General features: G+C 63.1%; 21 protein-coding genes. 12 read left to right on the top strand and 9 right to left on the bottom strand.

The features are described 5' to 3' along the window. Positions 1 to 19 precede the first annotated feature (19 nt). Genes ABIC09_RS14125 through ABIC09_RS14105 form a run of 5 tightly spaced genes read left to right on the top strand, consistent with a single transcriptional unit; the run spans position 20 to position 6,142 of the window. Positions 20 to 1,198: a thiolase family protein gene (locus ABIC09_RS14125; protein ID WP_354109631.1), complete on the top strand. Its 1,179-nt coding sequence runs from the start codon at positions 20 to 22 to the stop codon at positions 1,196 to 1,198. Further along, positions 1,195 to 2,436, top strand: a complete 1,242-nt coding sequence (locus ABIC09_RS14120) for an SDR family NAD(P)-dependent oxidoreductase (protein WP_354109630.1) — start codon at positions 1,195 to 1,197, stop codon at positions 2,434 to 2,436. Before ABIC09_RS14125 ends, ABIC09_RS14120 begins: the two co-directional genes overlap by 4 nt. Positions 2,437 to 2,470: 34 nt before the next feature. After that, entirely contained in the window at positions 2,471 to 3,253 is a 783-nt protein-coding gene (locus tag ABIC09_RS14115; protein WP_187434618.1) for a cyclase family protein, read from the top strand. A gap of 57 nt (positions 3,254 to 3,310) precedes the next feature. Then, positions 3,311 to 4,468: an ABC transporter substrate-binding protein gene (locus ABIC09_RS14110; protein WP_354109629.1), complete on the top strand. Its 1,158-nt coding sequence runs from the start codon at positions 3,311 to 3,313 to the stop codon at positions 4,466 to 4,468. A 9-nt stretch (positions 4,469 to 4,477) separates the two neighbouring features. Continuing rightward, positions 4,478 to 6,142: an ATP-dependent acyl-CoA ligase gene (locus tag ABIC09_RS14105; RefSeq protein ID WP_354109628.1), complete on the top strand. Its 1,665-nt coding sequence runs from the start codon at positions 4,478 to 4,480 to the stop codon at positions 6,140 to 6,142. 13 nt (positions 6,143 to 6,155) lie between these two features. Here the strand turns inward: ABIC09_RS14105 and ABIC09_RS14100 are convergent, their stop codons facing one another. Next, the gene (locus ABIC09_RS14100) at positions 6,156 to 6,662 is read right to left on the bottom strand and encodes a MarR family winged helix-turn-helix transcriptional regulator (RefSeq protein WP_354085762.1); all 507 of its coding nucleotides are present in this window, start codon (positions 6,660 to 6,662) and stop codon (positions 6,156 to 6,158) included. Positions 6,663 to 7,019: 357 nt separating this feature from the next. On the opposite strand from ABIC09_RS14100, the gene ABIC09_RS14095 reads away from it, so the two are divergent. Continuing rightward, positions 7,020 to 8,198 (top strand): acyl-CoA dehydrogenase family protein, encoded by a 1,179-nt coding sequence (locus ABIC09_RS14095; RefSeq protein WP_354109627.1) that lies wholly within the window; start codon positions 7,020 to 7,022, stop codon positions 8,196 to 8,198. Positions 8,199 to 8,216: 18 nt separating this feature from the next. Beyond that, positions 8,217 to 8,648 carry a RidA family protein gene (locus ABIC09_RS14090; protein ID WP_354109626.1) on the top strand — a complete coding sequence of 144 codons (432 nt, stop codon included), beginning with the start codon at positions 8,217 to 8,219 and terminating at the stop codon, positions 8,646 to 8,648. 108 nt (positions 8,649 to 8,756) lie between these two features. Here the strand turns inward: ABIC09_RS14090 and ABIC09_RS14085 are convergent, their stop codons facing one another. The 6 genes from ABIC09_RS14085 to ABIC09_RS14060 all read right to left on the bottom strand — a co-directional run bounded on the left by ABIC09_RS14085 (position 8,757) and on the right by ABIC09_RS14060 (position 15,767). After that, positions 8,757 to 10,136: an FGGY-family carbohydrate kinase gene (locus tag ABIC09_RS14085; RefSeq protein WP_354109625.1), complete on the bottom strand. Its 1,380-nt coding sequence runs from the start codon at positions 10,134 to 10,136 to the stop codon at positions 8,757 to 8,759. A 136-nt stretch (positions 10,137 to 10,272) separates the two neighbouring features. After that, positions 10,273 to 11,388 (bottom strand): autoinducer 2 ABC transporter substrate-binding protein, encoded by a 1,116-nt coding sequence (locus ABIC09_RS14080; RefSeq protein ID WP_354109624.1) that lies wholly within the window; start codon positions 11,386 to 11,388, stop codon positions 10,273 to 10,275. A gap of 51 nt (positions 11,389 to 11,439) precedes the next feature. After that, positions 11,440 to 12,429, bottom strand: a complete 990-nt coding sequence (locus tag ABIC09_RS14075) for an ABC transporter permease (protein ID WP_354085758.1) — start codon at positions 12,427 to 12,429, stop codon at positions 11,440 to 11,442. Next, positions 12,426 to 13,412: an ABC transporter permease gene (locus ABIC09_RS14070; protein ID WP_354085757.1), complete on the bottom strand. Its 987-nt coding sequence runs from the start codon at positions 13,410 to 13,412 to the stop codon at positions 12,426 to 12,428. Before ABIC09_RS14070 ends, ABIC09_RS14075 begins: the two co-directional genes overlap by 4 nt. Further along, entirely contained in the window at positions 13,409 to 14,953 is a 1,545-nt protein-coding gene (locus tag ABIC09_RS14065; RefSeq protein ID WP_354109623.1) for a sugar ABC transporter ATP-binding protein, read from the bottom strand. The genes ABIC09_RS14070 and ABIC09_RS14065 overlap by 4 nt, the downstream gene beginning before the upstream one ends. 4 nt (positions 14,954 to 14,957) lie before the next feature. Beyond that, positions 14,958 to 15,767, bottom strand: coding sequence for a DeoR/GlpR family DNA-binding transcription regulator (locus ABIC09_RS14060; protein ID WP_354109622.1), 810 nt, complete (start codon positions 15,765 to 15,767; stop codon positions 14,958 to 14,960). A 186-nt stretch (positions 15,768 to 15,953) separates the two neighbouring features. Between ABIC09_RS14060 and ABIC09_RS14055 the strand changes: the two genes are divergently transcribed. From ABIC09_RS14055 to ABIC09_RS14035, 5 genes are all read left to right on the top strand, one after another. Continuing rightward, the gene (locus ABIC09_RS14055; protein WP_354109621.1) at positions 15,954 to 18,050 is read left to right on the top strand and encodes a bifunctional rhamnulose-1-phosphate aldolase/short-chain dehydrogenase; all 2,097 of its coding nucleotides are present in this window, start codon (positions 15,954 to 15,956) and stop codon (positions 18,048 to 18,050) included. Continuing rightward, on the top strand, positions 18,047 to 19,345 hold the full coding sequence (gene rhaI / locus ABIC09_RS14050) for an L-rhamnose catabolism isomerase (RefSeq protein WP_354109620.1): 1,299 nt from the start codon (positions 18,047 to 18,049) through the stop codon (positions 19,343 to 19,345). Before ABIC09_RS14055 ends, rhaI begins: the two co-directional genes overlap by 4 nt. A 1,084-nt stretch (positions 19,346 to 20,429) precedes the next feature. Beyond that, positions 20,430 to 21,611: a calcium-binding protein gene (locus ABIC09_RS14045; RefSeq protein ID WP_354109619.1), complete on the top strand. Its 1,182-nt coding sequence runs from the start codon at positions 20,430 to 20,432 to the stop codon at positions 21,609 to 21,611. Positions 21,612 to 21,815: 204 nt separating this feature from the next. Next, on the top strand, positions 21,816 to 23,642 hold the full coding sequence (locus tag ABIC09_RS14040) for a type I secretion system permease/ATPase (protein WP_148749189.1): 1,827 nt from the start codon (positions 21,816 to 21,818) through the stop codon (positions 23,640 to 23,642). Continuing rightward, complete coding sequence (locus ABIC09_RS14035) at positions 23,639 to 25,141, top strand: HlyD family type I secretion periplasmic adaptor subunit (RefSeq protein ID WP_354109618.1); 1,503 nt, start codon at positions 23,639 to 23,641, stop codon at positions 25,139 to 25,141. Before ABIC09_RS14040 ends, ABIC09_RS14035 begins: the two co-directional genes overlap by 4 nt. A gap of 57 nt (positions 25,142 to 25,198) precedes the next feature. Here the strand turns inward: ABIC09_RS14035 and ABIC09_RS14030 are convergent, their stop codons facing one another. Both ABIC09_RS14030 and ABIC09_RS14025 read right to left on the bottom strand, forming a co-directional pair. Beyond that, positions 25,199 to 25,819, bottom strand: a complete 621-nt coding sequence (locus ABIC09_RS14030) for a hypothetical protein (protein WP_354109617.1) — start codon at positions 25,817 to 25,819, stop codon at positions 25,199 to 25,201. Then, positions 25,816 to 26,838 (bottom strand): TAXI family TRAP transporter solute-binding subunit, encoded by a 1,023-nt coding sequence (locus tag ABIC09_RS14025; RefSeq protein ID WP_354085751.1) that lies wholly within the window; start codon positions 26,836 to 26,838, stop codon positions 25,816 to 25,818. The genes ABIC09_RS14030 and ABIC09_RS14025 overlap by 4 nt, the downstream gene beginning before the upstream one ends. Positions 26,839 to 26,872 lie beyond the last annotated feature (34 nt).

Genomic DNA, 26,872 nt, shown 5'->3' with positions numbered 1-26,872 from the left:
TGAACGAGGCGGGCGGTCGGTGACCAATACCTTACGCACACCGTATGATGGCGTCGTGATTGCGGCGCCCGTCACGATTCCCTATGTGCGCTACTCCATCGAAAGCGCGCAGTGGTGGATCGGCCGAGCGCTCAGCGCGCTTGTTGCACAGGCCGGCATCAAGGCCTCCGACATCGACGGCCTGTGCGTTTCCAGCTTCACCATGGGCACCGACAGCGGGGTGGGACTGACGCAGCATTTCGGACTCTGCGTGCGATGGCTGGATACGATTCCGCTCGGTGGCGCCAGCGCCATCGCTGGGTTGCGAAAGGCGGCGCGCGCGGTTCAGGCCCATGACGCTGACATTGTGGCCTGCGTGGCGGGCGACACCAACTATGTCGATTCCTTCCGGCTGACGCTCGAGAACTTCTCGCGCTTCAACCAGGATGCGGTCTATCCTTACGGCGCCGGCGGCGCCAATGCGAGTTTCGCACTGATCGCACGCAACTACATGCGGACCCTCGGCGTCACGCGCGAGGACGTCGGAAGGATCGCCGTCGCCCAGCGCACTAATGCCTTGCGCAACCCGTATGCGTTGATGAAGACGCCGTTGACGCTCGAACAATATCTCGCGGCCCGGCCGATTTCTGATCCGATCCACCTATTCGACTGCGTGATGCCCTGCGCCGGTGCGGAAGCGTTCCTCGTCATGCGCGACGAGACAGCGGCATCGTTGGGCCTGCCGGCCGCACGACTGCTCTCGACGATCGAGCGGCACAATGCCTTCGCCGACGATCCGATGCAGGTGCGCGGCGGCTGGGCGATGGACATCGGCGAGCTCTACGCGATGGCTGGCGTGATGCCTGACGATCTCGATGTCGTGCAGACCTATGACGACTATCCCGTCATAACCATGATGCAGTTCGAGGATCTTGGCTTCTGCAAGAAGGGCGAGGGGGCCGAGTTCGTGCGCCAGCACGACCTCACCATCGATGGTGACTTTCCGCACAATACGTCGGGCGGACAGCTCTCGGTCGGGCAGGCCGGTGCCGCCGGCGCCTATCTCGGTCTCGTCGAGGGACTGCGGCAGGTTCTGGGGAGTGCAGGCCCCACCCAGGTCAGCAATGCGAGCCTCGCCCTGGCCTCGGGGTTCGGTATGATCAACTATGACCGCGGTCTCGCCTCGGGCGCCGCTATCCTTGCAGGGCCTTCACGATGATAGAGCCGATCAAGCCGCCCTCGCGCAAGAATCCGCTGCTGCGGACGCGGCTGCCTGCCTCGCCACCGCGGCCGCGCAGCAGGATCTCGCATGGGTTCACGCGGGCGGCAGCCGAAGGCCGCTTTATGCTGCAATGCTGCGCGGCTTGCGGTTCCTTTGCTTATCCGGCGCGGGAGGCATGTCCGTCTTGCCTGTCGGCCGGCCTTGCATTCGTCGATGCGCCGCGCCGGGGTACGCTGCTTGCCGAGACGACGGCACGCGTGCCGAGCGACGTCTATTTCCGCGAACGGGCGCCGTGGCGGATCGGCCTCGTCAAGATGGATTGCGGTCCGACGATCGTGGCCCATCTCCATGCCGACTGCGCGGAGGGCGCAGCCGTTCGCATGTCGTTGCATCTCGACAAGAGCGGCCAGGCGGTGGCCTTTGCCCATCCCGAGGGGGAGACTCCCAACATGGCAGACGACAAGCAGTGGCGGGAAATGACGGCCGATCCGAAATTCCGGCGCGTGCTGGTCACCAACGGCCGCAGCGTGATCGGCCAGGAAGTCGTCGCCGCCTTGAAGGCCGCAGGCGCCAAGACGGTGTTCGTCGGCGTTGCCGAACCGTGGCGGCCGTTCGCCGGCGAGAAGCTGCTGCGCGGTCAGGACGGGATCGAGATCGTGACGCTTGACGCGGCCGACGAAAAATCTGCCGCTGATCTCGCAGCCGATATTGGCGGCAAGGTCGATATCCTCGTCAACACAACGGAATATGTGCGGCCCGGCGGCCTGCTTGACCGCAGGGGCACGAGCATCGCACGCGACGAGATCGACCAGGCCTATCTCGGCTTCATCAACTTGGCGCAGGCCTTCGGCCCCGCCATGCGGATGCGCGGCGCCGACGGCATCAGTAACAGCGCCGCGTGGGTCAACATCCTGTCGATCTACGCGCTGGCGAACTGGCCTGCCTTTGGCGCTTACTCGGCCTCGCAGGCAGCGTGCCTGTCGCTCTCGCACTGCCTTCGCGCCGAGCTCCGGCCCGGCGGGGTCAGGGTGATGAATCTGTTCACCGGGCCGGTCGACACCGAATGGTTCCAGACCGTACCGCCGCCGAAGGTCGCGCCGCGCGCGATCGCGCAGGCAATCGTGTCGGGGCTGAAAGGCGGGCTCGAGGAGATGTATGTCGGAGATGTCGCCGAAGAGATCCGGCAACGTCTGGCGGCCAATCCGAAAGCGCTCGAGCGCGAGCTCGACAGGTGACATCGGGATTTCAACCAAGCCGGAGGACGTGACGATGCAAAGCAACAATCTCCTGGAGCTGGCGAGTGCGATTTCTTCCGGCGCGGTGCGCGTCGTCGATCTGACCTTCACACTCAGTCCGGATTTTCCGGTCATCGTGCTGCCGCCGGAGTTCGGCCAGGCAGCGCCGGTCCGCATCCAGGAAATCTCGCGATACGATGGTCGTGGCCCGGCCTGGTACTGGAACAATGTCACGTTCGGCGAACATACCGGCACGCATTTCGACGCGCCGATTCACTGGTTCACCGGCAAGAACCTGCCGAACAATGCCGTCGACACCATGCCGGCCAAGGACATGATCGCGCCGGCCTGTGTCATCGACTGCTCCGCGCAGGCGGCTCAGGATCCCGATTTCCTGCTGACGGTCCCGCTCGTCGAAGCCTGGGAAGCCAAGCATGGACGAATCCCGGAGCGGAACTGGGTGCTGCTGCGGACCGACTGGTCGAAGAAGGGTTGGCGCGACTACGCCAATCTCGGGGATGACGGCGCACACACGCCGGGCCCCAACCCGGCCGTCATGAAGTGGCTGGTGGAGGAGCGTGGCGTCATCGGGTTTGGCACCGAGACCATCGGCACGGATGCGGGGCAGGCCGGGCATTTCGAGCCGCCTTATCCGGCGCATCACTTTCTGCACGGCGCGGGCCGCTACGGCCTGCAATGCCTGTGCAATCTGGATCAGCTTCCGGCCACCGGCGCCATCATCGTGGCCTCGCCGCTGAAGATCCAGAACGGCTCCGGCAGTCCGCTTCGCGTCATCGCGCTGGTATCGTCAATCTGAACCCAATCCATGGCGCTTGCCAATCAGAACAAGAAACTCCCACGAAAGACAGGTGCCATGAACTTGATCAAGAGCTTGCTGGCCTCGACCGCATTGCTTCTTGCCGTCCCGCAACTTGCGCACGCCGAGATCCTCGTCGGATTCGTCACCGGCCTCAGCGGACCGGTGTCGTCGATCGGAATTCCGAACGCGAAGGGGATCGCGGCGGGCCAGACCTATATCGGCGAGGTCGGCGGCGAGAAGATCCGGGTCATCCAGCTTGATGACGGTTCCGATCCGACCGCGTCGGCGCGCAACGCACGCAAGCTCGTCGAGCAGGAGAAGGTCGATGTGCTCATCGGCACGTCCGGCGCACCCCAGACGCTCGCGATGGCGACTGCGGCCATCGAGATGAAGATTCCGATGATCGCGGTGTCTCCGATCGCGCCGGTGCCGGCCGGTGATGGCGGCCCCTGGGTCGTCCAGACGCCGCAACCAACGCCGCTTCTCGTACAAGGCATCGTCGACCACATGAAGGCACGGGGCCTGAAGACCGTCGCATTCATTGGTTTCTCCGATGCGTTCGGCGATCTCATGTACAATTCGCTCGATCAAAGTGCGAAGACCGCCGATATCAAGGTCATTGCCAACGAACGCTACGCCAGATCAGACTCCTCGGTCACGGCCCAGGTGCTGCGCGCTCTCGCTGCACGTCCCGACGCCATCATGCTCGGCGGCACCGGGACGCCCGGCGCGTTGCCGGTCCTCGCCTTGTCCGAGCGCGGATATAAGGGGCCGCTCTACGGCAATCACGGGCTGATCAGCGCCGATTTCCTCCGTCTTGCCGGCAAGGCCGCCAACGGCATCATCTGCCCGACCGGACCTGTGACCGCGGCGGAGCAGCTTCCGGCCAGCAATCCGATCCAGAAGGTTGCCCTGGATTTCCGTGCGGCCTTTGAGAAGGCGAACGGCGAGGCACCGACGGATTCGTTCTCGTCCTATTCCTTCGACGGCTGGCTGGTCTTCGCCGATGCGGGCAAGCGCGCGATGGCGACCGGCGCCAAGCCCGGGTCGCCGGAATTCCGTACCGCGCTTCGTCAGGCGCTGTTCGCGACCAAGGAGGTCGTGGGAACGCAGGGCGTCTACACCTATACGCCGGCGGATCGGCATGGCGTCGACGATCGCTCACGCATCATGGTCCAGATCGAGGACGGCAAATACAAGCTGTTGCCCTGAGGCGGGAGCATGATCGTAACGGAGAACGAGGCGCCGGCGAATATCAGCAAAGCGATCGGCGGGGAGAACGTGACGCCGGCCTGGGCGCGCGCGGTGACGTCGTTTCCGCCGTCGGACCGGATTCTTTCCACCTTCCTCACGCGGCAGGCGGAACGCTACGGTGAGCGGATATTGCTGGTTGCGGGTGAGGCACGCTGGACCTTTGCGCAGACCGCGGCGATCGCGGCCGCGTCGGCCCAGGCGCTCATCGACGCGGGGATCAAGCCGGGCGATCGGGTCGCGCTGATGTGCTCGAACCGTCCGGAGTTCTTGCAGGTCTACCTCGGCTGTGCGTGGCTCGGCGCCATCGCGGTCCCGATCAATACCGCGCTCCGCGGCTTCCAGCTCTCCCACATCTTTCGCAACTCGCGTCCCGCGCTCCTTGTCGTCGAGGCCCAGTTCGCTAGCGCGATCGAGAGTGTCGAGGCGGGTGTCGAGCTGCCGCCTCGGACCTGGATCATCGGAGCTGCTGCCGGGGCCAGCGATGCCAGGCTTTCCGCGGTACCGTTGCCGGCGCTGGGAGCCGCGGCCCCGGCAGGTGCCGTGCGTCCGGGCGACACCGTTGCGATTCTCTATACGTCGGGCACGACGGGGCCTGCAAAGGGTGTGTGTTGTCCGCAGGCACAACTGTTCTGGTGGGGCATCTATTCGGCGCGGGCGCTCGGAATCCGCGAGGGCGATGTGCTGTTCACGACGCTGCCGCTGTTCCACACCAACGCGCTGAATGCGTTCTATCAGGCGCTGCTGAACGGATGCACCTACGTGCTCGAGTCGAAATTCTCCGCTTCCGGCTTCTGGGCTGCCGCGCGGCGGCACGATGCGACGGTCGGCTATCTGCTCGGCGCGATGGCGTCAATGCTTCTGGCGCAGCCGCAGAGCGCGGAGGATTCGACGCATCGCCTTCGCGTTGCGCTTGGCGGCGGCGTGCCGCCGCAGATCCACGGTCCGTTCCGCGAACGCTTTGGCGTGCCGTTGGTCGACGGCTATGGGTCGACCGAGACGAACTTCGTATTTGCAGGCGCGATCCCGTCCGATCGTCCGGGGACGATGGGCTATCTGGCCGACGGCATCGAGGCGCGGATCGTCGACGAGAATGATACAGCGCTTCCTGATGGAGAGGCCGGCGAGCTCGTGCTTCGCGCCGGAGAGCCCTTTGCTTTCGCCACCGGCTATTTCGGCTTGCCGGAGAAGACGGTCGATGCCTGGCGAAATCTGTGGTTTCACTCGGGCGATCGTGTGGTTCGAGATCCTGGCGGACACTATCGCTTCATCGACCGCATGAAGGATTCGATCCGCAGGCGCGGCGAGAACGTGTCCTCGTGGGAGGTCGAGCAGACCATCCAGTCCCACCGCGCGGTCGCCGCCTGCGCGATCTACCCGCTGCCGTCGGAGTTGGGCGAGGACGAGGTTGCGGCGGCGATCCTGCTGGAGCCGGGCCAATCGCTCGACCCGGTCGACATCGTCAGGCATTGCGAAGGACAGATCGCTTATTTCGCTATCCCGCGTTACGTGCGCATTTTGAGCCAGATGCCGCTGACGGAGAACGGCAAGATCAAGAAGGGCGTGCTGCGCGACGCGGGCGTCACTGCGGATACATGGGATCGCGAAGCGGCCGGAGTGAAAGTGCGACGCTGACAGTTGCGCCCGCTCAAGGTTTTTGCAGAGCGTCCCTCACAGCGCCCTTGAGCTCGTCGAGCTCGCCGATCAAGCCGTCGAACCGGTCCGCGGGGAAATCCGCCAGCAGCTCAGCGAGCCACGCGCCGTGGCTCTTAGCCATTCGCCTGAAGGTCTTGCGGCCTTCGACCGTCATGCAGACAATCTGCACGCGGCGGTCGAGGTTCGACGGCGTGCGGGTGATGTATCCATCCGCGACCAGGCGGTCCACGATCGGCGTGAGGTTCCCGGCCGAGACCATCAGACGCTTGGGCAGCTCTCCCAGCACAAGCCCGCTCGGCTCGCGGTCGAGCTGAGCCAGAACATCGAAGCGGGGCATCGTGAAATCGAACTCATCGCGAAACCGGCGCCGCAGCTCGCCTTCGATCAGGGTCGTACAGGCGAGCAGCCGGAGCCAAACTCGCGTTTGAGCCCTGTACTCGGCCTCCTGATCCACCCCATTCCTGGCTGAAACAGGCGTCGGCTCTTTCGCGAATGCCAATCGAATCTCCCGGGCTTCGTGGCTTGTTGAAAGCTGGCGCAGCTCTCATGGGTCGCTAGCAAGATAGTTCGTGCCAAAAGTAAATTCAAGGCTTAGCCCGGGCGTCTCGGAACCGGCGCTGCTCTGTATCCAATTGGCACTGTATCTCAAGGTCGACACTGCGGAGCCGAACCCGTCGCCCGAGCTCTTTGCAGAACCCACCTTGACAAGGCATGCACCGACAAAATATTTTAGGCTTAAACTAATTGAGGTGAAGGTTCACCACATGGCGTGACCCCGCGAAAGCTAGGGGATCATGCGCATAGTCTGTATCGGCGGCGGCCCGGCCGGCTGCTCAGTGAGCGGAGGAGGGATCAGATGAGCTCCGTGGCAAAGGTGATCCGGCGCGAATGGCTTGACTGGCCGTTTTTCGAGCCGCGTCATCATGCGATTGGCGATGTACTCGACCGCTTCGTGCAGTCGGGGGCCCTCGACAAGATCGATCACAGCGACATCGATGGCGCCTGCCGCAGGCTCGTGCGCGCGATGGGTGAGGCCGGGCTGCTCGATTGCGCGGTCGCGGCTCCCGATGGCGATGCGGCGACGATCGATTCTCGCTCGATCTGCCTGTCGCGCGAGTCGCTTGCCTATGCCGATGGCCTCGCCGATTTCGCCTTCGCCATGCAGGGGCTCGGTTCAGGCGCGATTGCGCTCGGCGGTGCTGCGGAGCTGCGCAAGGCCGTACTGCCAAAGGTCCGCTCCGGCGAATGGCTTGCGGCCTTCGCGCTGTCCGAGAAGGAGGCGGGGTCGGACGTCGCGGCGATGTCCTGCACCGCGCGCGCCGACGGCAACGACTATGTCATCGACGGCGAGAAGACCTGGATCTCCAACGGCGGCATTGCCGACGTCTACACGCTGTTTGCGCGAACCGGCGAGGCGCCGGGCGCCCGCGGCATTTCGGCTTTTGTCGTCTTTCCCGATGATCCCGGCTTCGGCATCGCCGAGCGCATCGACGTCATCGCGCCGCATCCGTTGGCCACGTTGCGCTTTACCAATTGCCGGATCCCGGCGAGCCGCCGCCTTGGCACGCCGGGCAGCGGGTTCAAGCTCGCGATGCAAACGCTGGATATTTTCCGCGCGTCGGTCGCGGCCGCAGCCCTGGGCTTCGCCCGGCGCGCGCTTGACGAAGCGCTGTCGCACGCGCGCAACCGGCACATGTTCGGCGCGACGCTGGGAGATCTGCAACTGACCCAGGCCGCGCTCGGCGACATGGCGACCGACACCGATGCTGCCGCACTCCTGACCTACCGCGCGGCCTGGCGCCGCGATGTCCAGAAGCTTTCGACGACGCGCGAAGCCGCAATGGCAAAGCTGACCGCAACCGAGACCGCGCAGCGCGTCATCGACCGCGCCGTCCAGATGTTCGGCGGTCGCGGTGTGCGCAAGGGCGAGATCGTCGAAAGCCTCTATCGCGAAATCCGCGCGCTACGCATCTACGAGGGCGCGACCGAGGTCCAGAAGCTGATTGTCGCGCGCGACCTCTTGAAGCCGCGCTGAGAGAATTGAGAATTCCGCATGAGCACGATGAGAAAGCCGGAAGCCGGCGCGACCAGCGGTTTGCAGATGCTTCAGCCCGGCGGCTGGCCGCAGCCGAAAGGCTATTCTAACGGTATGATGGCCGAGGGACGCCTTGTCGTGACGGGGGGTGTCGTCGGTTGGGACGTTGCGTGCCGATTTGCCGACGGGTTTGTCGCGCAGGTCCGGCTGGTACTCGAAAACATTGTCGCGATCCTGGCAGAGGGCGGCGCAGAGCCCCAACATCTCGTGCGCCTGACCTGGTATGTCGTGGACATGGACGAATACGTGTCCAATCTCAAGGCGCTCGGCAAAGTCTATCGCGAGGTCATCGGCACCCACTACCCGAGCATGGCGCTCGTGCAGGTCGTGCGCCTTGTCGAGCCCTCCGCGCGCCTCGAGATCGAAGCGACGGCCGTCGTGCCGCGCTGAAGAGCGCGCCTCCTCGGTGCGCGCGAATTCGCGATTTGGATTGGCTTACGGCTTCCGTTAGAATTATTGCCCGTCGCAGCTCCCGCCGGAAGGCGACGGTTCGCGAAATCAAGCATTCGTAGCTCGGCGAGCGATCGAGTTGATCGCCGCCGTCCAGGCATCGCGATACGCATCGAGGCCCGCGATCGAAGCTGCAGGGACGGGCGCCGGCGCCGTAATGGGATAGCCTGGCGGCCAGTGCGCCAGCATTGCGGCGCCGCGCGCCGTGCCCACCACGTCCTCCGCCGCAAAGACGCGCTGCTTCGGCCGCAATGCCCCGAGCGTCTGACAGAAGGCGAGATTGCCGGCGAAGGTCCCTTCGATGATCAGATCGCCGCTGGTCGCTCCCATGCGCGTCAGCATGAGATCGCCAACCAGGGCGCAATACAGCGTCGCCAGTGCGGTCTGATCGTGCGCCGCAACCTCGCCGCGAATTATGCCCTTGGTCGCCGCATAAGGTCCGCCCTGGCCGGAGAAGCAGGGCAGTGCCATCGCGCCGGAGCCAATGACGCGCTCAACCGCGTCGAGATCCGGATTGCCGCCGCCGCCCGCGATGACGGCGAATTCGCGTCCTCCCATGAAACGCCCGCAGGCGATGGGACGGCCGAGCGCGTCGACGTTGGCGAGCGTGTCGTCGCGAGGATCGAGCTGATCGAGCGAAAGGCCCACACACATCAGGATCACCCAGGTGCCGGTCGACAACACGGTGAACGGTGCCTGGCGCGAGATGAGGTAGGGCAGAAGTGAAGCGTTGGAATCGTGGATACCGCAAAAGACTTGCGTTTCAGGCGCGAGCCCGGTTAGGGCAGCGATGTCCGGCTGAATCGGACCGAGCGGGTCGAAGGCGCGGCGCAGCGGCGGCAGCAAGTGGTGGACGCCAAGAGCTTTGACGAGGCTCGAGACCTGTCCCTGCCGCGGCGCCCAGAGATCCGTATGGGCGCCGAGCGAGGTGACTTCCGAGGCCGCGACGCCGGTCAGGCGCCAAGCCCAATATTGCGGATAGCCAACGAAATACCTTGCTTTGGCGAAAAGATCCGGACGGCGCCACTTCTGATAGGCGAGCTGCCGGCCGAGATTGAGGCCGGCCGGTACTTTCGGCGACAGGCTCTCCGAAAAGGGCGGCCGCAGCCTAGCATAATCGGATTCGATCACTTCTACGCCCGCGAATTCGTAGTCCATGACGGGAGCAGCGAGCTTGCTCTCACCGATCAAAGCGCCGGCTGCGCCATGCGCGGTCGGAACGATCGCGCTGATCTGATGCGTGAGTGCGGCCTCACGAAGCGCGTCGAGGAAGAAGTTCCAAGCGCTCTCAACATCTTCATGCGGATAGGGCGGGCCCGGCAGGACGCGGTTGGGCGCCGACTTTTCCCAGAGAAGCCGGCCGTCGTCGAACAAGGCAAGCTTTACGTTGGTCTTGCCGATGTCAAAAACTGCGACCGTCTGGCTCATCGTGAAGCTCAAGGCACATGGAACATCTCGGCAAGCAACGTCGCCATCGCGTTATAGCCGGCTTGTCGCGGCAATGACAACGAAGGCCAAGAGTGTGTCGCCCGGCCGCGTTCGACGGCCGGGCGACGAGCCCAAATCAGAAGTCGAAATCCTTGATGTTCTGTTTCGTGAAGATGAAGGGCGCCCCAAGCAGAATTTCGCTGCCGTTGACGACGTTCAGCTTGCCGAGCTTGCCGGCTTCGACCGAGGTCGCGCCGGGTTTCAGCTTGCCGTCGACCACAGCGCGCATCACGTAGGTTGCCGCATAGCCAAGATCGACCGGGTTCCACAGCACGACGGACTTGACGCAGTCGGCGTTGACATAGGGCTTCATCGCGTTGGGCGTGGCGAGGCCGACCACCGCGACCTTGCCGCATAGCTTAGCTTTGGTCACGGCTTCCGCCGAAGCGGGCGTCGCGACCGAGGTCATGCCGAAAAGACCGGAGAGCTTGTCGCCATGCTTGTTGATCAGCGTCGTCGCCTGGTTGAAGGAGAGATTGTTGTCCTCCTGCGCTTCGACCGTTTCGAGCCATTTCAGCTTGGGATGGCACTTCTGCGCGTAGGCCCACATTTCGGCGATCCAGCGCGCCTGATTTGGAGTCGTGAAGGTCGAGGTGACGATCGCGAAGCTCTTGTCCTCGCCGGCCTCGTTGGCCATCGAGTCGATCATCGCCTTGGCGATGCCGTTGAACTCGGCCTGGTTGACGAACCATTCGCGCGCATTCGGTGTCGAGTTGGCGTCATAGCCGACGACATGAATACCCTTCGAGAGTGCTTTCTTCAGAACCGGCGCGATCGCTACCGGATCGTTGGCTGCGAAGAGAATGCCGTCGACGCCGCTGGTGATGTAATTGTCGATGAACTTGATCTGCTCGTCGATCTTGGCTTCGGTCGGGCCGTCGGTCTTCGCTGCGACGTTGCCGAGCGCCTTGGCGGCGTCCTGCATGCCTTTCGTGGTCGCATTGAAATATCCGATGCCGATCAGCTTCGGCACGTCGACCAGCGAGATCGGCTTGCCGGCCTTGTCGGGCGCATTGGTGGGTTGGCCACCATCGTAAGGTTTGGCCGCAGGCGCGGCGCTGGCCTCGCCAGCCGAACAGGCAAGCGGATTGACCGGTAGATCGTCCGCGCCGTCCCATCTCTTCTCCGCCGCATAGGCCGTACCGGCCAGCAGCGTCGCGCTCATCAGCGCTATGGCTAATCCGAGTTTCATGCTCTTCCTCCCACGTTGCAGCCGCTTTGTGCGGCCTTAAGAAACAGAACGTCAGACGCCGCGGCGTCGCTGGAGCAAGCTCGCGACAAGTGTCGACAGGATCAGCACCGTGCCGATCACGACAATCGTAGCATCGCCCTTGACGCCGGTTAGCGCGAGCCCATTTTTCAGAAGCTGGATCATTGCGAGGCCGACGACGGTGCCCCAGATCGTGCCGACGCCACCGAATATGCTGGTGCCTCCGAGCACCACCGTCGCGATCACGTCGAGCTCATAGCCAATACCCATGTCGGAGCGCGTCGTCGTCACGCGCGAGACGAGGACGACGGCTGAGAGTCCCGCCATCAAGCCGGACAAAGTGTAGATGATTAGCTTGGCGCGATCGACCGGCAAGCCGGAAAAGCGAGCGGCGGTTTCATTGTTGCCGATCGCATAGAGTGTGCGGCCGAAAGTCGTGCGGTCGAGCGCAATCCCGGCGACGACGATCGCGATCAACAGCAGCCAGAGCTGCGCCGGCACGCCGAAGAGATCGGACTGGCCGATGAAATAGAACCATTCCGGATACCCGCGCACCGAGCGAGCCTGGCTTATGCCCTCGGCAAGGCCGCGATAGAGCGCGAGCGTCGCGATTGTCATGATCAACGGCGGCACTCTGAGCCTGGTGATACCAAGGCCGTTGAAGAAGCCGGCGGTAGCGCCGACGACGAGCGTGAAGGCGATTGCCAGGGGCAATGGAAAACCGAAGGTCTTCCATGAATAGCCAAGCAAGATAGCGCAGAGCCCGACGATCGAGCCGACCGAAAGATCGATGCCGCCGGTGATGATGATGAAGGTCATAGGCAGGGCGATGAGCCCGACTTCGGTCGTCAGCCGGCCCTGATTGAGCAGATTGTCGAGCGTCAGAAAGCGATTGTTCAGGGCGCCGAGAATGATCAGCGCGACGAAGAGGATCAGCGCCAGCATGGTCTCATGTCGCAGGAGCCACCAGGGGGCGACGCGCTTCGCGATCTGGGGAAGGGGGATTTCGCTCATCGCGCTCATGCTCTGGCCATGCGCCGGCGCCGCAAGATATCGGCGATGACGGTTATAAGAATGAGCACGCCCTGCACTGCGCGGATCCAGTACGGCGAGACGTCGGTGAACACCAGCGCGCTGGCGATCTCGGCGATCAGAATCGCGGCGAGAGTAGAGCCGATCACAGTGCCGACGCCGCCGAGAATGCTGACGCCGCCGACGACCGACGCAGTGATGATCGTCAATTCGAGATTCGGCGGCACGGTCGATTGTATGACGCGGAGTTGCGTCGCATAGAGCAGGGCCGCGACGCCGGCGAAGAAGCCGTGCAGCGCGAAAACCATCACCGTGGCCCGCGGCGGCGAGATACCACAGAGACGCGCCGCCTCCGCGTTGCCGCCTACTGCGTAGATCGCACGGCCCGGCGCCGAATAGCGCATCCACCAGGCGGCTAGGATCGTCGCGACGATCATGAGAAACACCGGCATCGGCACGGCGTCGAAAAGCTCGATGTTGGCGAGATGGAAGCTGTCGGGCAGATCGGTGATCCACTTGCCGCCAGTGACGCCGATCAGCCCGCCTTTGAGGATGGAGAGCATGCCGAGCGTCACGACGATGGCTGGAATGCGCAGATACGCGATGATGGCGCCCTGAAAGGCCATCACGAGGATGCCGACGACGAGCGGCGCCAGCCAGGTGATGATGATCGGCGCGCCTTCCACCGCCAAAGTGCCGCTGACGGTCGCCAGGACGCCGATCAGCGAGCCGACGGAAATGTCGATGTTGCCGGAGATGATCACCATCGACATACCGACCGCGGCGACCGCGATATAGGCGTTGCCGAGCAGAACGTCCGAAAGATTGCGCATCGCCAGAAAGCGCGGATTGTAAAGGCCGACGATGATCGCGAGGCCGATCACTGCGATGGCCAGCAAGGCCTCCTGCGAGGCCAGCGCCTTGAGTAGCCGCCGTGGGCTGGCTTCGGCGTGGATTAATGTCGTCGCGGTCATGCCACTTTCTCCGCGCTCTTGTGGCTGCCCATCATCGCCGCGCCGACCGTTTCCTGCGTTGCGTCTTCGCGCAAGAACTCCGCGACGATACGACCTTCACGCATGACGAGCACGCGGTCGCTCATCCCGAGCACTTCGGGCAACTCGCTCGAAATCATCAGGATCGCGAGCCCCTGTGCCGCGAGCTCGCCCATCAGGCGATGGATCTCCGCCTTAGCCCCGACATCGATGCCGCGTGTAGGCTCGTCAAGAATTAGCAGCTTCGGCTTATTGGCGAGCCATTTTCCGAGCACGATCTTCTGCTGATTACCGCCAGAGAGCTTGCCCGCAATCTGCTCGAGCGAGCTCGTCTTGACCGCAAAGCACTTGACGCCGTCGCTGGCCATCTTGCGCTCAGCGGCGCGATCGATAAAGCCGCCGAATGCGACCTTGCCTAGCGCGGCGAGGCTGAAGTTCTCGCGCACCGTCATCGGCCTCACCAGCCCCTGCGTGCCGCGGTCTTCCGGCACATAAGCGATGCCGAGCGTGCGGGCCTGCGCGGGGGAACGGATGTAGACTGCCTGGCCGCGGATTTTGATTTCGCCACCTTCGGCAGGCGTCACACCGAAGATCGTCTGCGCCAGCTCGCTTCGGCCCGAGCCAACAAGGCCGGCAAGGCCGACGATTTCGCCGGCGCGCACGGTAAGGCTGATCCTTTTGGTGAGCGGCCGCCGCTCGAGATCTTTGACCTCCAGCACCGGTCCGCCGATCGGAAGCGTGATCTTCGGAAACAGGCTTTCGATCTTGCGGCCAACCATCAATTGCACGAGTTCGGCTGCCGCCGTGTCAGCGACGCGCTTGGTGGCGATATGCGCCCCGTCACGCAGCACGGTGACACGATCGGCGATCGCGAAAATCTCGTCGAGCCGGTGGCTGATATAGATCACCGCGACGCCGCGCGCCTTCAGCTTGCGCACAATATCGAAGAGCCGGGTGACGTCGTATTCGGTCAGGGCCGCGGTCGGCTCGTCCATGATCAAGATGCGGGCATCTTGCGACAGAGCGCGCAGGATTTCGACGCGCTGGCGATTGCCGACGCTGAGCGAGCCGACGACGCGGTCGGCGTGCAGGTCGTGAATCTCCAGTGCAGCGAGCAGATGTCTCGTCTTTTCGCGCATTGCGCGCCAGTCGAGCCGGCCGAGCCCCGCACGCGGCGCATGGCCCATGAAAACGTTTTCGGCGACGCTGAGCTCAGGAAACAGCAGCAGCTCTTGATAGATCGTCGCAATGCCAGCGCGCCTGGCGTCGTCCGGCCGCGCGAGATTGACTGGCTTGCCGTCGACGATCACTTCGCCGCGGTCGGGCGGAAACACGCCGGAGACAATCTTGATCAAGGTCGATTTGCCGGCGCCGTTCTCGCCAAGCAAGGCGTGGACCTCGCCCTTTGCGACGTTGAACGAGACGCCCGAAAGCGCGTTCACACCCGGAAAGGACTTCTCGATGTTGTACACCGAAAGGCGAGGCGGCGCGGCGGTTTCGCGAAGGGCTTGATCGTTCGCCATCGCTTCAAGCCGCCGCGATAGCGTCGGCGCCGGTCGCGACGACGACATGAATGCCCTGTTCGCGCAACATGTCGAGCGCGGCGCCCGGTGCGTCGGCGTCGGTGATCAGCGTGTGGATGCGCGACAGCGGGCAAACGACAAGGCTGCCGCGCTGGTTGAATTTTGAGGAATCGGCGAGGACGGTCAACTTGTTGGCGCGCTTCAACAGCTTGGACTCGGCACGAGCGAGCAGGGGATCGCCCTCGATGACGCCGAGCGGCCCGATCGAGATCGCGCTCATGAACATGCGCGTAGCTGAATAATGCTGGATTGCGTCCTCCTCGAAGGGCGAGACGATCATGCCCTGCTCGCGATAGACCTCGCCGCCCGGCAGAGCGACGCGGCATTTCGATTTGTGGATCAGCACTTCGGCGAGCGGATAAGAATTGGTCAGCACTTTCAGGTGCCGCTCGCGCAGATATTCACCCATTTGGTAGGTGGTCGTGCCGCCATTGATGATGATCGTCTCGCCGTCGGCGCAGAGCGCGACGGCCGCCTTGGCGATCGCCCGCTTGGCATCGATGTTGAGCGTCTGGCTGACATCGAAAGAGCGGGTCGCAAGGGAGAGGACGTCGCCCTGCGCATTGGTTGCGTCGGACAATGTCTCAAGCCCGCCATGCACCCTGATCGCGACGCCCTGCTCGGCGAGACTGGCGAAGTCCCGCCGGATGGATGCTTCGGAGGCGCCCGTCGCGCGGCAGGCATCGGCGATGCGCACTAGCGACCGCTCTCGCAAGAGCGCCTTGATGACCTGCCAGCGTTCTCGCTCGTGCACGTCGATCTTCCTCCCCTTGCCCGTAAATTGGTCATGCTCCCGAGGACGGGTCAACTCCAAACTTTCAAGATCGATCATTATCGCGCTGCATCAATCATGTTGCATCGCGATGACGGGCATCCATGATTGACCGTGATCGAATGTCGGACATAAGCTGGCTTCAAACGAAGCACAGGAGAACGTCCAATGAGCGAGGCTGCGGGCATGCCGTTGCCCAATCTATGGGACGACGCCGTCGCCGCCGGGCTCGATGAGCCGGGCCAGTTGCTGTATCGCTCGAATTTGCTCGGGGTCGATCTGCGCATCACCAATTTCGGCGGCGGCAACACGTCGGCCAAGGTCGATGCGCGGGATCCGCTGACCCGCGCGAACGTTCGCGTCCTTTGGGTCAAGGGCTCGGGCGGCGACCTCGGCTCGATGAAGCGCGACGGCTTCGCGACGTTGTACCTCGACAAGCTCGAGAGCCTGAAAGGTCTCTATCGGGGTCTCGCCGAAGAGGACGAGATGGTCGCTTTGTTCAATCACTGCACCTTCGATCTCAATCCGCGCGCGACCTCGATCGATACGCCCTTGCACGCCTTCGTGCCGCATCGCCATGTCGATCACGTCCATGCGGACGCGGTGATCGCCGTCGCCGCCTCGGCCGATGCTGAGCGGCTGACCAGAGAGGTTTTCGGCGGGAAGCTCGGTTTCTTGCCGTGGCAGCGGCCGGGCTTCGATCTCGGCTTGAAACTCGGCGAGATGGCCTCGCGACATCCAGAGTATGTCGGCGTGATCCTCGGCGGCCACGGGCTCTTTACGTGGGCCGAGACGTCGAAAGCCTGCTACGAGACGACCTTGCGTATCATTCAGCAGGCCGCCGACTGGCTTGCGGCGCATGAGCAGAAGCCTTCCTTCGGGGGCACCAAGGTCGAAACGGCCGCGCCGGAAAAGCGCTGCGACGTCGCGGCCATACTGATGCCGCTGATCCGCGGCAAGATTTCCGCCGACGAGCGCAAGATCGGTCATTTCACCGACGCGCCGGAAGTGCTGGAATTCGTCAACTCCAATTCGCTGACGAAGCTGGCGCCGCTCGGCACGTCGTGCCCGGATCACTTTCTGCGCACCAAGATCAGGCCGCTGGTTCTCCCTTACGATCCGGGCCGCGACAACCTCGACGAGGTGATCGCCGGTCTCGACGATCTGCTCGCCGCCTACAGGCGCGATTACGCCGCCTATTACGAGCGCTGCAAACATCCGGATTCGCCGGCTATGCGCGATCCCAACGCGGTCGTCTATCTTGCGCCGGGGATCGGCATGTTCACCTTCGCCAAGGACAAGGCTACGGCCCGCATCGCCGGCGAGTTCTATGTCAACGCGATCAACGTCATGCGCGGTGCCTCGGGTGTCAGCGCCTATGTCGGCCTTGCCGAACAAGAGGCCTTCAACATCGAATATTGGCTGCTTGAAGAAGCCAAGCTCCAGCGTTTGCCCAAGCCGAAGCCGCTGGCCGGACGGATCGCCTACGTAACGGGTGGCGCCGGCGGCATTGGCGGGGCAACCGCGCAGCGGTTGCTCGACGAAGGCGCCTGCGTCGTCGTCGCCGATATCGACGAGGAGGCGTTGAAAGAGCGCGTCGCGGCGATCGCGAAACGCTATGGCCGCGACGCGGCGGTCGGCGTGAAGCTTGACGTGACCGACGAGGCGGCGGTGATCGCCTCGTTCGAAGAGACCGCGCTCGCCTTTGGCGGCGTCGACATCGTCGTCTCGAATGCCGGCATTGCGTCGGCGTCGCCGGTCGAGGACACAAGTCTTGCACTTTGGCAGAAGAACATGGACATTCTCGCGACGGGCTATTTCCTTGTGTCGCGCGAGGCGTTCCGGCTGCTGCAGCGCCAGAAGACCGGCGGTACTATCATCTTCGTTGCCTCGAAAAATGGCCTCGCCGCTTCGGCGGGCGCTTCGGCCTATTGCGCTGCCAAGGCGTCCGAGATCCATCTCGCCCGCTGCCTGGCGCTGGAGGGCGCGGCGCACGGCATCCGCGTCAACACGGTCAATCCCGACGCGGTATTGCGCGGCTCAAAAATTTGGGAAGGCGAGTGGCGCCAACAACGCGCGGCGTCCAACAAGGTCGGGGAAGACCAGCTCGAAGAAGTCTACCGCCAACGCTCGATGTTGAAATTGTCGGTCTTCCCCGCGGACATTGCCGAGGGCATCTACTTTTTCGCTTCCGATCTTTCGGCCAAATCGACCGGCAACATCCTCAATATCGATGCCGGCAATGCCCAGGCGTTCACGCGATGAGCGCGCCATTCTCGATCAGCGCCGATTTCATTGCCGACCACAACGCGCGGCTCGACGGCGCGACGACGGAGGACTATCACGCGCTTGAACGCACGCTGGCGCGGCGCGGGATCGATGCCGAAGCGCTGGTCCGGAAGGTGACGGGCTTCGGCGTTGCCATTCCGACCTGGGGCGTCGGTACCGGGGGCACGCGCTTCGCCCGCTTTCCGGGCCCGGGCGAACCGCGCAACGTCTTCGAGAAGATCGATGATTGCGCCGTCATCCATCAATTGGCGCGGGCGACGCCGGCCGTTTCGCCGCATCTTCCGTGGGACAAGGTCGATGACAATGCGGCGTTGCGCGAAAAAGCTGCGGCGCATGGCCTTGCCTTCGACGCGGTCAACTCCAACACGTTCCAGGATCAGCCCGGGCAAGCGCTCTCTTACAAGTTCGGTTCGTTGTCGCATACGGACAAGGCGGTGCGCGACCAGGCCGTTGCGCACAACATCGAATGCATCGAGATCGGCCGCAAACTCGGTTCGAAAGCGCTGACGGTCTGGATTGCCGATGGTTCGAACTTCGCCGGCCAGTCTAGTCTGACCAAGGTCCTCGACCGCTATATCGACGCAATGCGTGAGATCGTTGCGGCGCTGCCCGCCGACTGGCGCGTGTTCCTCGAGCACAAGTTCTACGAGCCGGCCTTCTATTCCACGGTGATCCCGGATTGGGGCACCAGCTTCGCCGCCGCGCAGGAGCTCGGGCCCAAGGCCTATTGCCTCGTCGATCTCGGCCATCATGCGCCGAACGTGAATATCGAGCAAATCGTCGCTCGGCTGGTTCGCTTCAAGAAGCTCGCGGGCTTCCATTTCAACGATTCAAGATATGGCGACGACGATCTCGATAGCGGCTCGGTCGATCCGTTTCGGCTGTTTCTGGTCTTCAACGAGCTGATCGACGCCGAGCGCCGCAAAGCGGAAGGCGTCGCGCCCGCTTATATGATTGACCAATCGCATAACGTCACTGATCCGATCGAGAGCTTGATGCAATCGGCAATCGAATTGCAGCGTGCTTATGCGCAGGCTCTGATCGTCGATCGCGCGGCGCTCGAAGCTGCGCAAGAGACGAATGATGCGCTCGGCGCGCATCTCGAATTGAAACGCGCCTTCACGACAGATGTCTCGCCGCTCCTCGCCGCCGCTCGCCTGCGCGCCGGCGGAGCGATCGCGCCAATAGCGGCGTATCGCGCCTCCGGTTATCGGGCGCAAAGAGCGAAGGAGCGCCCCGCCGTCGCCGGGACTTCGGCGGGCCTCGTCTAAATTAGGCCCGGCGGCTTTGTGCTCGGACGAGAGCGTGGCGCCTGCTTCACGTGTCGATCATGGCCACGTAGTCCATATGAAGAGTGATTGGTCCCTTCGATCCGTCCAGAATCACGCGGAGACTCTTCGGATAGTATCCAGCCCTGATCACGGTCCCCGTCCTTGCAGCCAAGCGAGGACCGGCTCCCGGCTTCACCTGAATCCGTGAGCCCGGTGGAAACTTGAGTTCGGCTTGGACCAATCCTGCCATGACATCCTCGGCAGCGAATGAGCTAGTTCTACTCGAAGAGTTCGCTAACGCGTGCGCTGTGAACGAGGGGTGCGCAGGCAGGCGGGAAGTTCGATCGCGGGCCAGACGAAAATAGCAGCTGTCGTATTTCGGCGATAGAAAGAGGTCTCGGACAACAGTGCTGAAAAGACCAAATCATCCGATGCCCAACTGCAGTTCCTAATTCTCTCCGCCTGCTCGGCTTCAGCGCCACAATACCTGCTCAACACCAAATCCGCGCCATGAACTCGCATCCGGCCCCCCAACGTCCCGGACTGAATCACGGAAACGCTTCGGTGAAAACATCCTTCGTCGGGAGTAATCCGGAGCCATAAATCCACTCGGTTCGCTTCAACCACTGTGCGCGATCGCCGGCACCCGAAACGGGCAACGTATTGTCGGCTATCCGCTGTTCGTCTTCGCTCGCCCCCGGAGCGTTAGGTCGAACGGTATGATCGTAGATGCGAATGCTCCATTAGAGGTACCTCGCCTGGCCGTTCTGCTGGTCTGCTCCCGGTGTGATTCGAGCAGCTCAATCAGGTTGTGAACGTCGGCCATGCACGGAGACTGGGCGCATCTCGCGTGCGCGTCGCACCTCAGACCACTGACGCTGTTGGCGAAACGCCTGGAAAGGATGCATCGGGCAAATTGCGGCGCAATTGAGCGCCCAACTTTTCGGCACAATAATCCCTTGGTTCCGCCCAATCGAACCGAGATTCCTGCCTCAAACGTAAACATACGTTCACCCGCAATGAGAGGCCGGTTGCACTCAGACTTGGAGGTGCTGGGGGCACTCACCACGATAGGGGAAGCGATTTGACACTACACTATACCGCAGGTAACAACATCAATGCGCAAGGTACCTACGCGCCAGCCGCGGCTGGCTTCAACCTGGCCGATGTTTCGTCGGTAGACGAGTTGAATGCATTGCCGTCTGGCGTGCGCGGCATGGTCTACCTTGACCAGGGGGACGGCGTCACCCAGAGCTTCATGGATGCAGTGAAGCCCTACATCGGAAATCCGAAAGTCTACGGCTTCTATCTCAAGGATGAGCCGGATCCGACGGGACAGTACAATACGCTGGTGACGGCGGCCAACCTCAAGGCTGAGTCGGACTACATCCACGCCAACGTTCCCGGCGCAAAGACCTTCATCACCATGATGAACATGGGGTCTTCGGAAAATCCGACGTTCGCGAACACCTACAACCCGACCAACACCCACATCGATCTATTCGGCATCGATCCGTATCCGGTCCGGTCGGACATGAGCACGGTCGATTACAGCATGATCGACAAGGCCGTGACCGCCGCCGAATCCGCGGGGATTTCGGCGGACCACATCGTCCCGGTGTTCCAGACCTTCGGCGGCGGCAACTGGGCCGATGACAGCGGAGGCCACTACGTGATGCCGACAGCCGCGCAGGAACAGACGATGCTCGCTCATTGGGCGGCGGCCGTGCCAAATCCGGCCTTCGACTACGCCTATGCGTGGGGTTCGCAGAACGGCGATACGGCACTCGAGGGCTCGTCCGCGTTGCAGAGCGTATTTCTGCAGCACAACACCGCCACGAGCACGACGCCGGCCGGAGGCACCAGCGGAAGCTCGACGGGCAGTTCGGGCGGTAGCACGACACCCGTGACCGGTTCGAGCGGTGGCACAACCACTGGCTCGAGCGGCGGCACAGGTACCGCGGCGGGCGGCGGTACGACCACCGGTGGCACGACCACGGGCTCGACCAGCGGCAGTTCGTCCGGCGGTTCGACATCGACGACGACCGATGGTCAGCACCATCATCACCATCACGGGCTCGATTTTTCGCAGCTTGCGACGAGCGCACCGACAACCTCGTCGGCAATCGCTCCGACGTCCACAACGCCGATTGCGACTGCGAGCGGAAGCGGTGCAACGGATGCCACTTCGACCCACACGGATGCCGCGACTCATATGGCAGATCTGATCAGTCATCACACTGACCATCACGCGTGGCACTTCTGATCTGAGAGACCGTTTTCGTCAACAGAGACATACGCGGGGCACGCCCCGCGTATGAGAATTGCCTAGGGGATCGCTTGCTGCCGCAGTGGCCGCGGGCCGGGGTGCCATTCTGCGCAAGGCGGAATGTTGGAATGCGAGCGCTCGCGCTCGATCACATGCAAAATTTCAACTGCTTGCCGCTGCCCGTCCAAGGGCCGCCCGGATATGCACATGTACGCTTCGGCAAAGGTTTCCGCGCTCGCGGATGGATTCCGTCAGATACGTCCTGGCCTGCTTGCGGCAGGTGGACTATCTATCTTCATAAACCTGCTGGTGTTCGTTTCGCCGCTCTACACGATGCAGATCTACGACCGCGTGCTGACCAGCCGGAACGGAATGACCCTCCTGCTGCTCTCGCTGATCGCGCTCGCGGTATTTGTCAGCTATGCGGCACTCGAGCATTTTCGCAGCCGGGTCCTGGTGCAAGTCGGCCTGCAGTTCGACCAGCTCCTTTCCGGGGAAGTCTTCGAGACCGCGCTCGGCCATTCCCTGAGCACGAGCAGCTCGCATCACGTCCAACTGCTTCGTGACGTGGACACTCTGCGCGAGGTCCTGTCGGGTGGTGTGATCACGTCGTTGATGGACGTGCCGTGGACACCGATATTCCTGGCAATATGCTTCCTGCTTCATCCTTTGATTGGCTTGGTCGCTTTGACCGGTGCGGTTGCCATTCTCTTTCTGGCCTTCCTCAATGAGCGTGCCACCAAGGCGCCGCTCATTGCGGCCGCGTCGAAAAACCTTCATGCCCTGGACCGATTGACATCCTCGCTACGCAACGCCGAGGCCATCCGTGCGTTGGGAATGGGACCCGCCGTGCGCAACGCCTGGAGCTCGACACATGGCGAGGCGCTTCTCGACGGCGCCCGCGCGGGCGAACGCGGTGGCACGCTCCTTGCGATCTCCAAATTCCTGCGGATGGCACTCCAGGTGTCGATCATGGGAGTAGGAGCCTATCTCGCAATTCAGCAGGAGATCTCGGGAGGCGTTCTGTTCGCGGCTTCGCTCATCATGGGGCGCGCGCTTGCACCGGTGGAAGCGGCCGTATCGCAATGGAAGGCTCTCGTCGTCGCGCGTACGTCGTATGCGCGGCTCGACGCCGCGCTTCGAACTCGGGCTTCAGAGCGCCCGCCAACCAAGTTGCCGCCACTGGCTGGTGAGGTTTCGGTCGAAGCCGTCACGGTGCTCGTACCCGGATCCCAAATGCCGGCGGTCGCAGATGTTTCTTTCCACTTGGCCCCCGGTGAGATCGTTGCAGTAGTCGGACAGTCTGGCTCCGGGAAATCGTCGCTGGCACGGGCTCTTGTCGGCTCTTGGCCCGTCGTCCGCGGTTGCGTGCGCATCGATGGGAACGACACAAGGCATTTCGATCCTAATTTCCTTGGGCAACGCCTAGGGTATCTTCCGCAGGACGTCGAGCTGTTCGCCGGCACGGTGCGCGACAATATCGCTCGCTTTCGCGACGACGCGACGGATGAATCGGTCATCGAGGCTGCGCAACTGGCGTCCGCGCATGCCATGATTCAGCGGCTTCCGAAGGGCTATGACACCGTCGTCGGCGATAACGGGGCCGGTCTTTCGGGCGGTCAGCGGCAGCGCATCGGGTTGGCGCGCGCGCTGTTCGGCAGGCCCGTGCTGGTCGTGCTCGACGAGCCGAATGCCAATTTGGACGGCGATGGCGACCGCGCTCTCGCAGATGCGATCCAGACGCTCCGGAAGCACCGCGTAACGGTCGTGATCATCAATCACCGCCCCAACCTGCTCGCCCTGGTCGACAAGATCGTCTTCATGCACGAAGGACGCCTCGGGCGGGTCGGAACACGCGACGAACTTCTTCCCGTGCTGCTGGGGCAGGCGGTCACGCCGATGCATCGCGATGCGCGAGCGCCGGGTGAGCACCGTCACCAAGTCGAAGCTCATCATCGCGCCGACGGCGCTCCCCTCAACGCGCCTCTTGCGAAGCCGGTGCGCGCAGCTCACGCGACGAGGCAATGATGGACAACATGATGTCGGTCAAAGAAGCCTCTCCTCAAAATGAATTCACGGAGCTTCTGAAGCGCTTGAGCGCGAGCGGCAGGCCTCGGGCGCGCCACATCCTGTCCGACGCCATAGCCAATTTGCGGTCACTGGCAAGGCGGCTTCCTCGTCTTGCGATGGCCATTGGGCCGTTGCTTTCGCTGCGGGGCTCGGGGCAAGCCGCTGGTGGCCCGTCCGGCGATTGGCACACTCCAGCGAGGCGGGGCTTCGCCATCGTGTTCTTCACATTCGTCGTGTTTGGCGGTTGGGCCGCCCTGGCCTCGATCGATGGCGCCGTGGTGGCGACGGGCTCGGTCGTGGTCGAGAGCGACAAGAAGGCCGTGCAGCACCTTGAAGGCGGCATCGTTCAAAGTCTGATGGTGACCGGCGACGCTCATGTCGCAGAAGGGCAGGTCCTGTTGCGACTCGATTCAACCCAGGAACGGGCGAAGGAGGGGATCGCGCGCTCGGCCGTTTATTCGGCGATTGGCGAGGAGGCGCGCTTACAGGCAGAAGCCGAGGGACGCGATAAGATCACGTTTCCCGCCGAACTGACTCAGAATGCTTCCGATCCATCGGCGCAACGCGCGATGGGCGACCAGAAGCGGCGTTTTGACGAACGCCGCGCCGCGCGAAAAATCGAGGTATCGATTCTTGAAGAGCGCATTGCGCAGGCGCAGCGGCAGATTCAGGGAAATGATGCGCAAAGCAAGGCGACGCGGGCGCAGTTCGATAGCGTGAGCCAGGAATATGCCAAGCTCAAGCCGCTCGCCGACCAGGGGATCGTTGCGTTCGCCCGTGTCGCAACCCTTGAGCGCAGCAAGTCCGAGCTCGATGGCAAGATCGGCGCCTACGAGGCCGATATCGCCCGCTACGGGCGCGTGATCGACGAGTCGAGGTTGCAGATCGAGCAGGTCGGACAGAAAGTCCTGGAGGAAGCGACCGGAAAGCTGACCGAGACGAGGGCGCAACTTGCCGACGCGCGCGAGAAGCTGCGGGCCGCTGACGACGTTCTGGCTCGGATGGAGGTGCGAGCACCGCGTTCCGGACGCATTGTGAATTTGAAAGTCCATACGGTGGGAGCGGTGATCAGGGCCGGCGAGGTCCTGATGGAGGTCGTGCCCGATAACGACGTGCTCGTGGTCGCGGCGAAAGTGTCGTCCCTCGATATCAATCATGTACAGGTCGGATTGCCCACGGAAATCCGGCTTCCTTCGTTCAAGGCGCGCTCCACCCCGATCGCCGTCGGCGAAGTTCTCTCGATCGCAGCCGATGCGGTTCGCGATGAAGCGACGCATCAACCCTATTACGAGGTCAAGGTCTCGGTGCAGGTGGCGAAATTCCCCGAGACGATCCGAGAAAGGCTCAAGCCGGGGATGATGGCCGACGTTCTCATCGCGACCGGGGAACGCACCGTGCTGGCCTATCTCACACAACCGATGACGGACGCGATACGTCGCGGCATGCGGGAGAACTAGTGCGCCGGAGGGAGGAGCGAGGGAGAGAACCGATCTCCGATCAGGTGGGGCGCCTCCTCACGAACCCGACCAATTGCAGGCGGTCGCGAGCTTGCGTCGGACGGAATCCAGGCCGACCAGGTCAAACGTGTTTTCGTATGGGAGAGTCTTTCCCGCGTAGACCTTGATCAGGAGCCGGCCGCCCTCCGGCATCGCGCGCAACAGGCGAACGGCGTCACCCTGAAACGTAAGACTTCTGCCTCCCTCCGTTGCGCGCCAGCGCTCTTCGACGGATGGCTGGTCGTTGATCTGGTACACGACTTTCACATCGGCCTCTGGAGGCTGCTTCCAGGATGGCGAGGTGGGTATTGTCAGCTCGGTCCGACTGCCGCGACAGCGGATCGCGATCGAGGAGGGGGCATCCTTCGTGGCTCGACGTCCCATGGTCTGCGCCGAGATCTGCGGCTTGTAGTCCACCGGCGAGGTCGTCTCGCTGATGATCCAGTCCAGCCCTCGAGGTGGTGCCGTTGTGGTCGGTTCTGCCGCCTCACTCAGCAAATTGTCGACGCATTTCAGCCGTTCCATTCCTTGGAACCGGGCACATTCCTTCAACCGATCGGTAGCATCGCCCGCCTGTGCGCGGGTCGGCAGGCTTAGACTTGCGAGTGTAATCAAAGCCACGGCAACCGTGCCCTTCATCGTGACAGTCCCACCGTCGCGCCCGGTGAGCGATCGAGCCATTCCTGTGCGGGGCCGAACCGGGCGAGGCCGGGCACGTTGGCGCGGAGGCTCACATCCTTCCATTTCGGATCGAAGCCAGGCGACTGCAGGCGGTCGAGCCGGCCGAACAACTGATCCACGAAGCGGGCCATGCGCACGTAGCGGTCGGATTGTTTCGGCCAGTTGTAGCCTGCCAAAATGGTGGGGACCGCGATGGTTGAGATGCGTTCTCCTTTCGACACGAGGCTCGGATAGTCCGTCGAGTCGATCGCTGACGGGAGATAGTAGTCCTCGAATCGTGAATCGTATTCCACCGGCAGGAACTTGAATCCCGGCTCCCAACGCCCCTTCAGAAACGCATCGACCGGCTTCGACGTGATGAACACAACCGCCGCGATTTCCCCGCTCTTCATCTGCTGCAATGCGACCTGATGGGGAATGAACATCTTCTCGACATTCAACCCCAGCCGGCTGAAGATCAACGGACCGGAATAAGCGGCCGCTGTGCCTTGCGTGTTGAAGTTGACCTTCTTACCCTTGAGGTCATCGAGCGACTTGATCTCGGGGCGCACGAAGACGTGCAGTTCAGCTGGAAAAAGGTTGAGAATGTAGACGATTCGCCGGTCGATCGACGGGACTTGGGCCTTGTACTCGTCGAGGGCGTCCGTATTGATGATCGCCGCATCCACCCCCCGCAGATAGAGCAGCGAATTGACGTTCTCCGTCGCGCCGGTCGTCACGATCGGGATGACGTGGAGCTTGTCTTCCTCGTTGACGACGCGGGCGATCTCCGCCGCAAGTCGAAGCGGAGCACCCTCGATGAGACCGCCTGCGAGCCCGACGGTCCAAGCATTAATGCGCTCTTTTGCGATCATGTCGGCGTTCTTTGCCGGTGCCGCGGCTGGCGCTGCAGGAGTCCTGACAGACTGGGCGCTCGCCGCCATTTGCAGCCCGACCAGCGCCGATAAAATTGCGGACGCGAACTTGATCATGCCCATGTGTCGTTCTCCGTCGTCTGGCTGCTTCGAGATC

This window comes from Bradyrhizobium sp. S3.12.5 (assembly GCF_040548225.1).
Taxonomy (GTDB): Bacteria; Pseudomonadota; Alphaproteobacteria; order Rhizobiales; family Xanthobacteraceae; genus Bradyrhizobium; species Bradyrhizobium cytisi.
Note: the sequence above shows the minus strand (reverse complement) of the source record. Positions and strands in the feature narration are given on the sequence as shown.

Bases quoted from the DNA above. Each gene is read 5' to 3' on its own strand.
- ABIC09_RS14055 (WP_354109621.1), top strand. From the start codon at position 15,954: ATGAGCGAGGCTGCGGGCATGCCGTTGCCCAATCTATGGGACGACGCC.
- ABIC09_RS14075 (WP_354085758.1), bottom strand. From the start codon at position 12,429: ATGAGCGCGATGAGCGAAATCCCCCTTCCCCAGATCGCGAAGCGCGTC.
- ABIC09_RS14095 (WP_354109627.1), top strand. From the start codon at position 7,020: ATGAGCTCCGTGGCAAAGGTGATCCGGCGCGAATGGCTTGACTGGCCG.
- ABIC09_RS14120 (WP_354109630.1), top strand. From the start codon at position 1,195: ATGATAGAGCCGATCAAGCCGCCCTCGCGCAAGAATCCGCTGCTGCGG.
- ABIC09_RS14085 (WP_354109625.1), bottom strand. From the start codon at position 10,136: ATGAGCCAGACGGTCGCAGTTTTTGACATCGGCAAGACCAACGTAAAG.
- ABIC09_RS14110 (WP_354109629.1), top strand. From the start codon at position 3,311: ATGAACTTGATCAAGAGCTTGCTGGCCTCGACCGCATTGCTTCTTGCC.
- ABIC09_RS14105 (WP_354109628.1), top strand. From the start codon at position 4,478: ATGATCGTAACGGAGAACGAGGCGCCGGCGAATATCAGCAAAGCGATC.
- ABIC09_RS14030 (WP_354109617.1), bottom strand. From the start codon at position 25,819: ATGAAGGGCACGGTTGCCGTGGCTTTGATTACACTCGCAAGTCTAAGC.
- rhaI (WP_354109620.1), top strand. From the start codon at position 18,047: ATGAGCGCGCCATTCTCGATCAGCGCCGATTTCATTGCCGACCACAAC.
- ABIC09_RS14090 (WP_354109626.1), top strand. From the start codon at position 8,217: ATGAGCACGATGAGAAAGCCGGAAGCCGGCGCGACCAGCGGTTTGCAG.
- ABIC09_RS14070 (WP_354085757.1), bottom strand. From the start codon at position 13,412: ATGACCGCGACGACATTAATCCACGCCGAAGCCAGCCCACGGCGGCTA.
- ABIC09_RS14025 (WP_354085751.1), bottom strand. From the start codon at position 26,838: ATGGGCATGATCAAGTTCGCGTCCGCAATTTTATCGGCGCTGGTCGGG.
- ABIC09_RS14080 (WP_354109624.1), bottom strand. From the start codon at position 11,388: ATGAAACTCGGATTAGCCATAGCGCTGATGAGCGCGACGCTGCTGGCC.
- ABIC09_RS14035 (WP_354109618.1), top strand. From the start codon at position 23,639: ATGATGGACAACATGATGTCGGTCAAAGAAGCCTCTCCTCAAAATGAA.
- ABIC09_RS14065 (WP_354109623.1), bottom strand. From the start codon at position 14,953: ATGGCGAACGATCAAGCCCTTCGCGAAACCGCCGCGCCGCCTCGCCTT.
- ABIC09_RS14040 (WP_148749189.1), top strand. From the start codon at position 21,816: ATGCACATGTACGCTTCGGCAAAGGTTTCCGCGCTCGCGGATGGATTC.
- ABIC09_RS14115 (WP_187434618.1), top strand. From the start codon at position 2,471: ATGCAAAGCAACAATCTCCTGGAGCTGGCGAGTGCGATTTCTTCCGGC.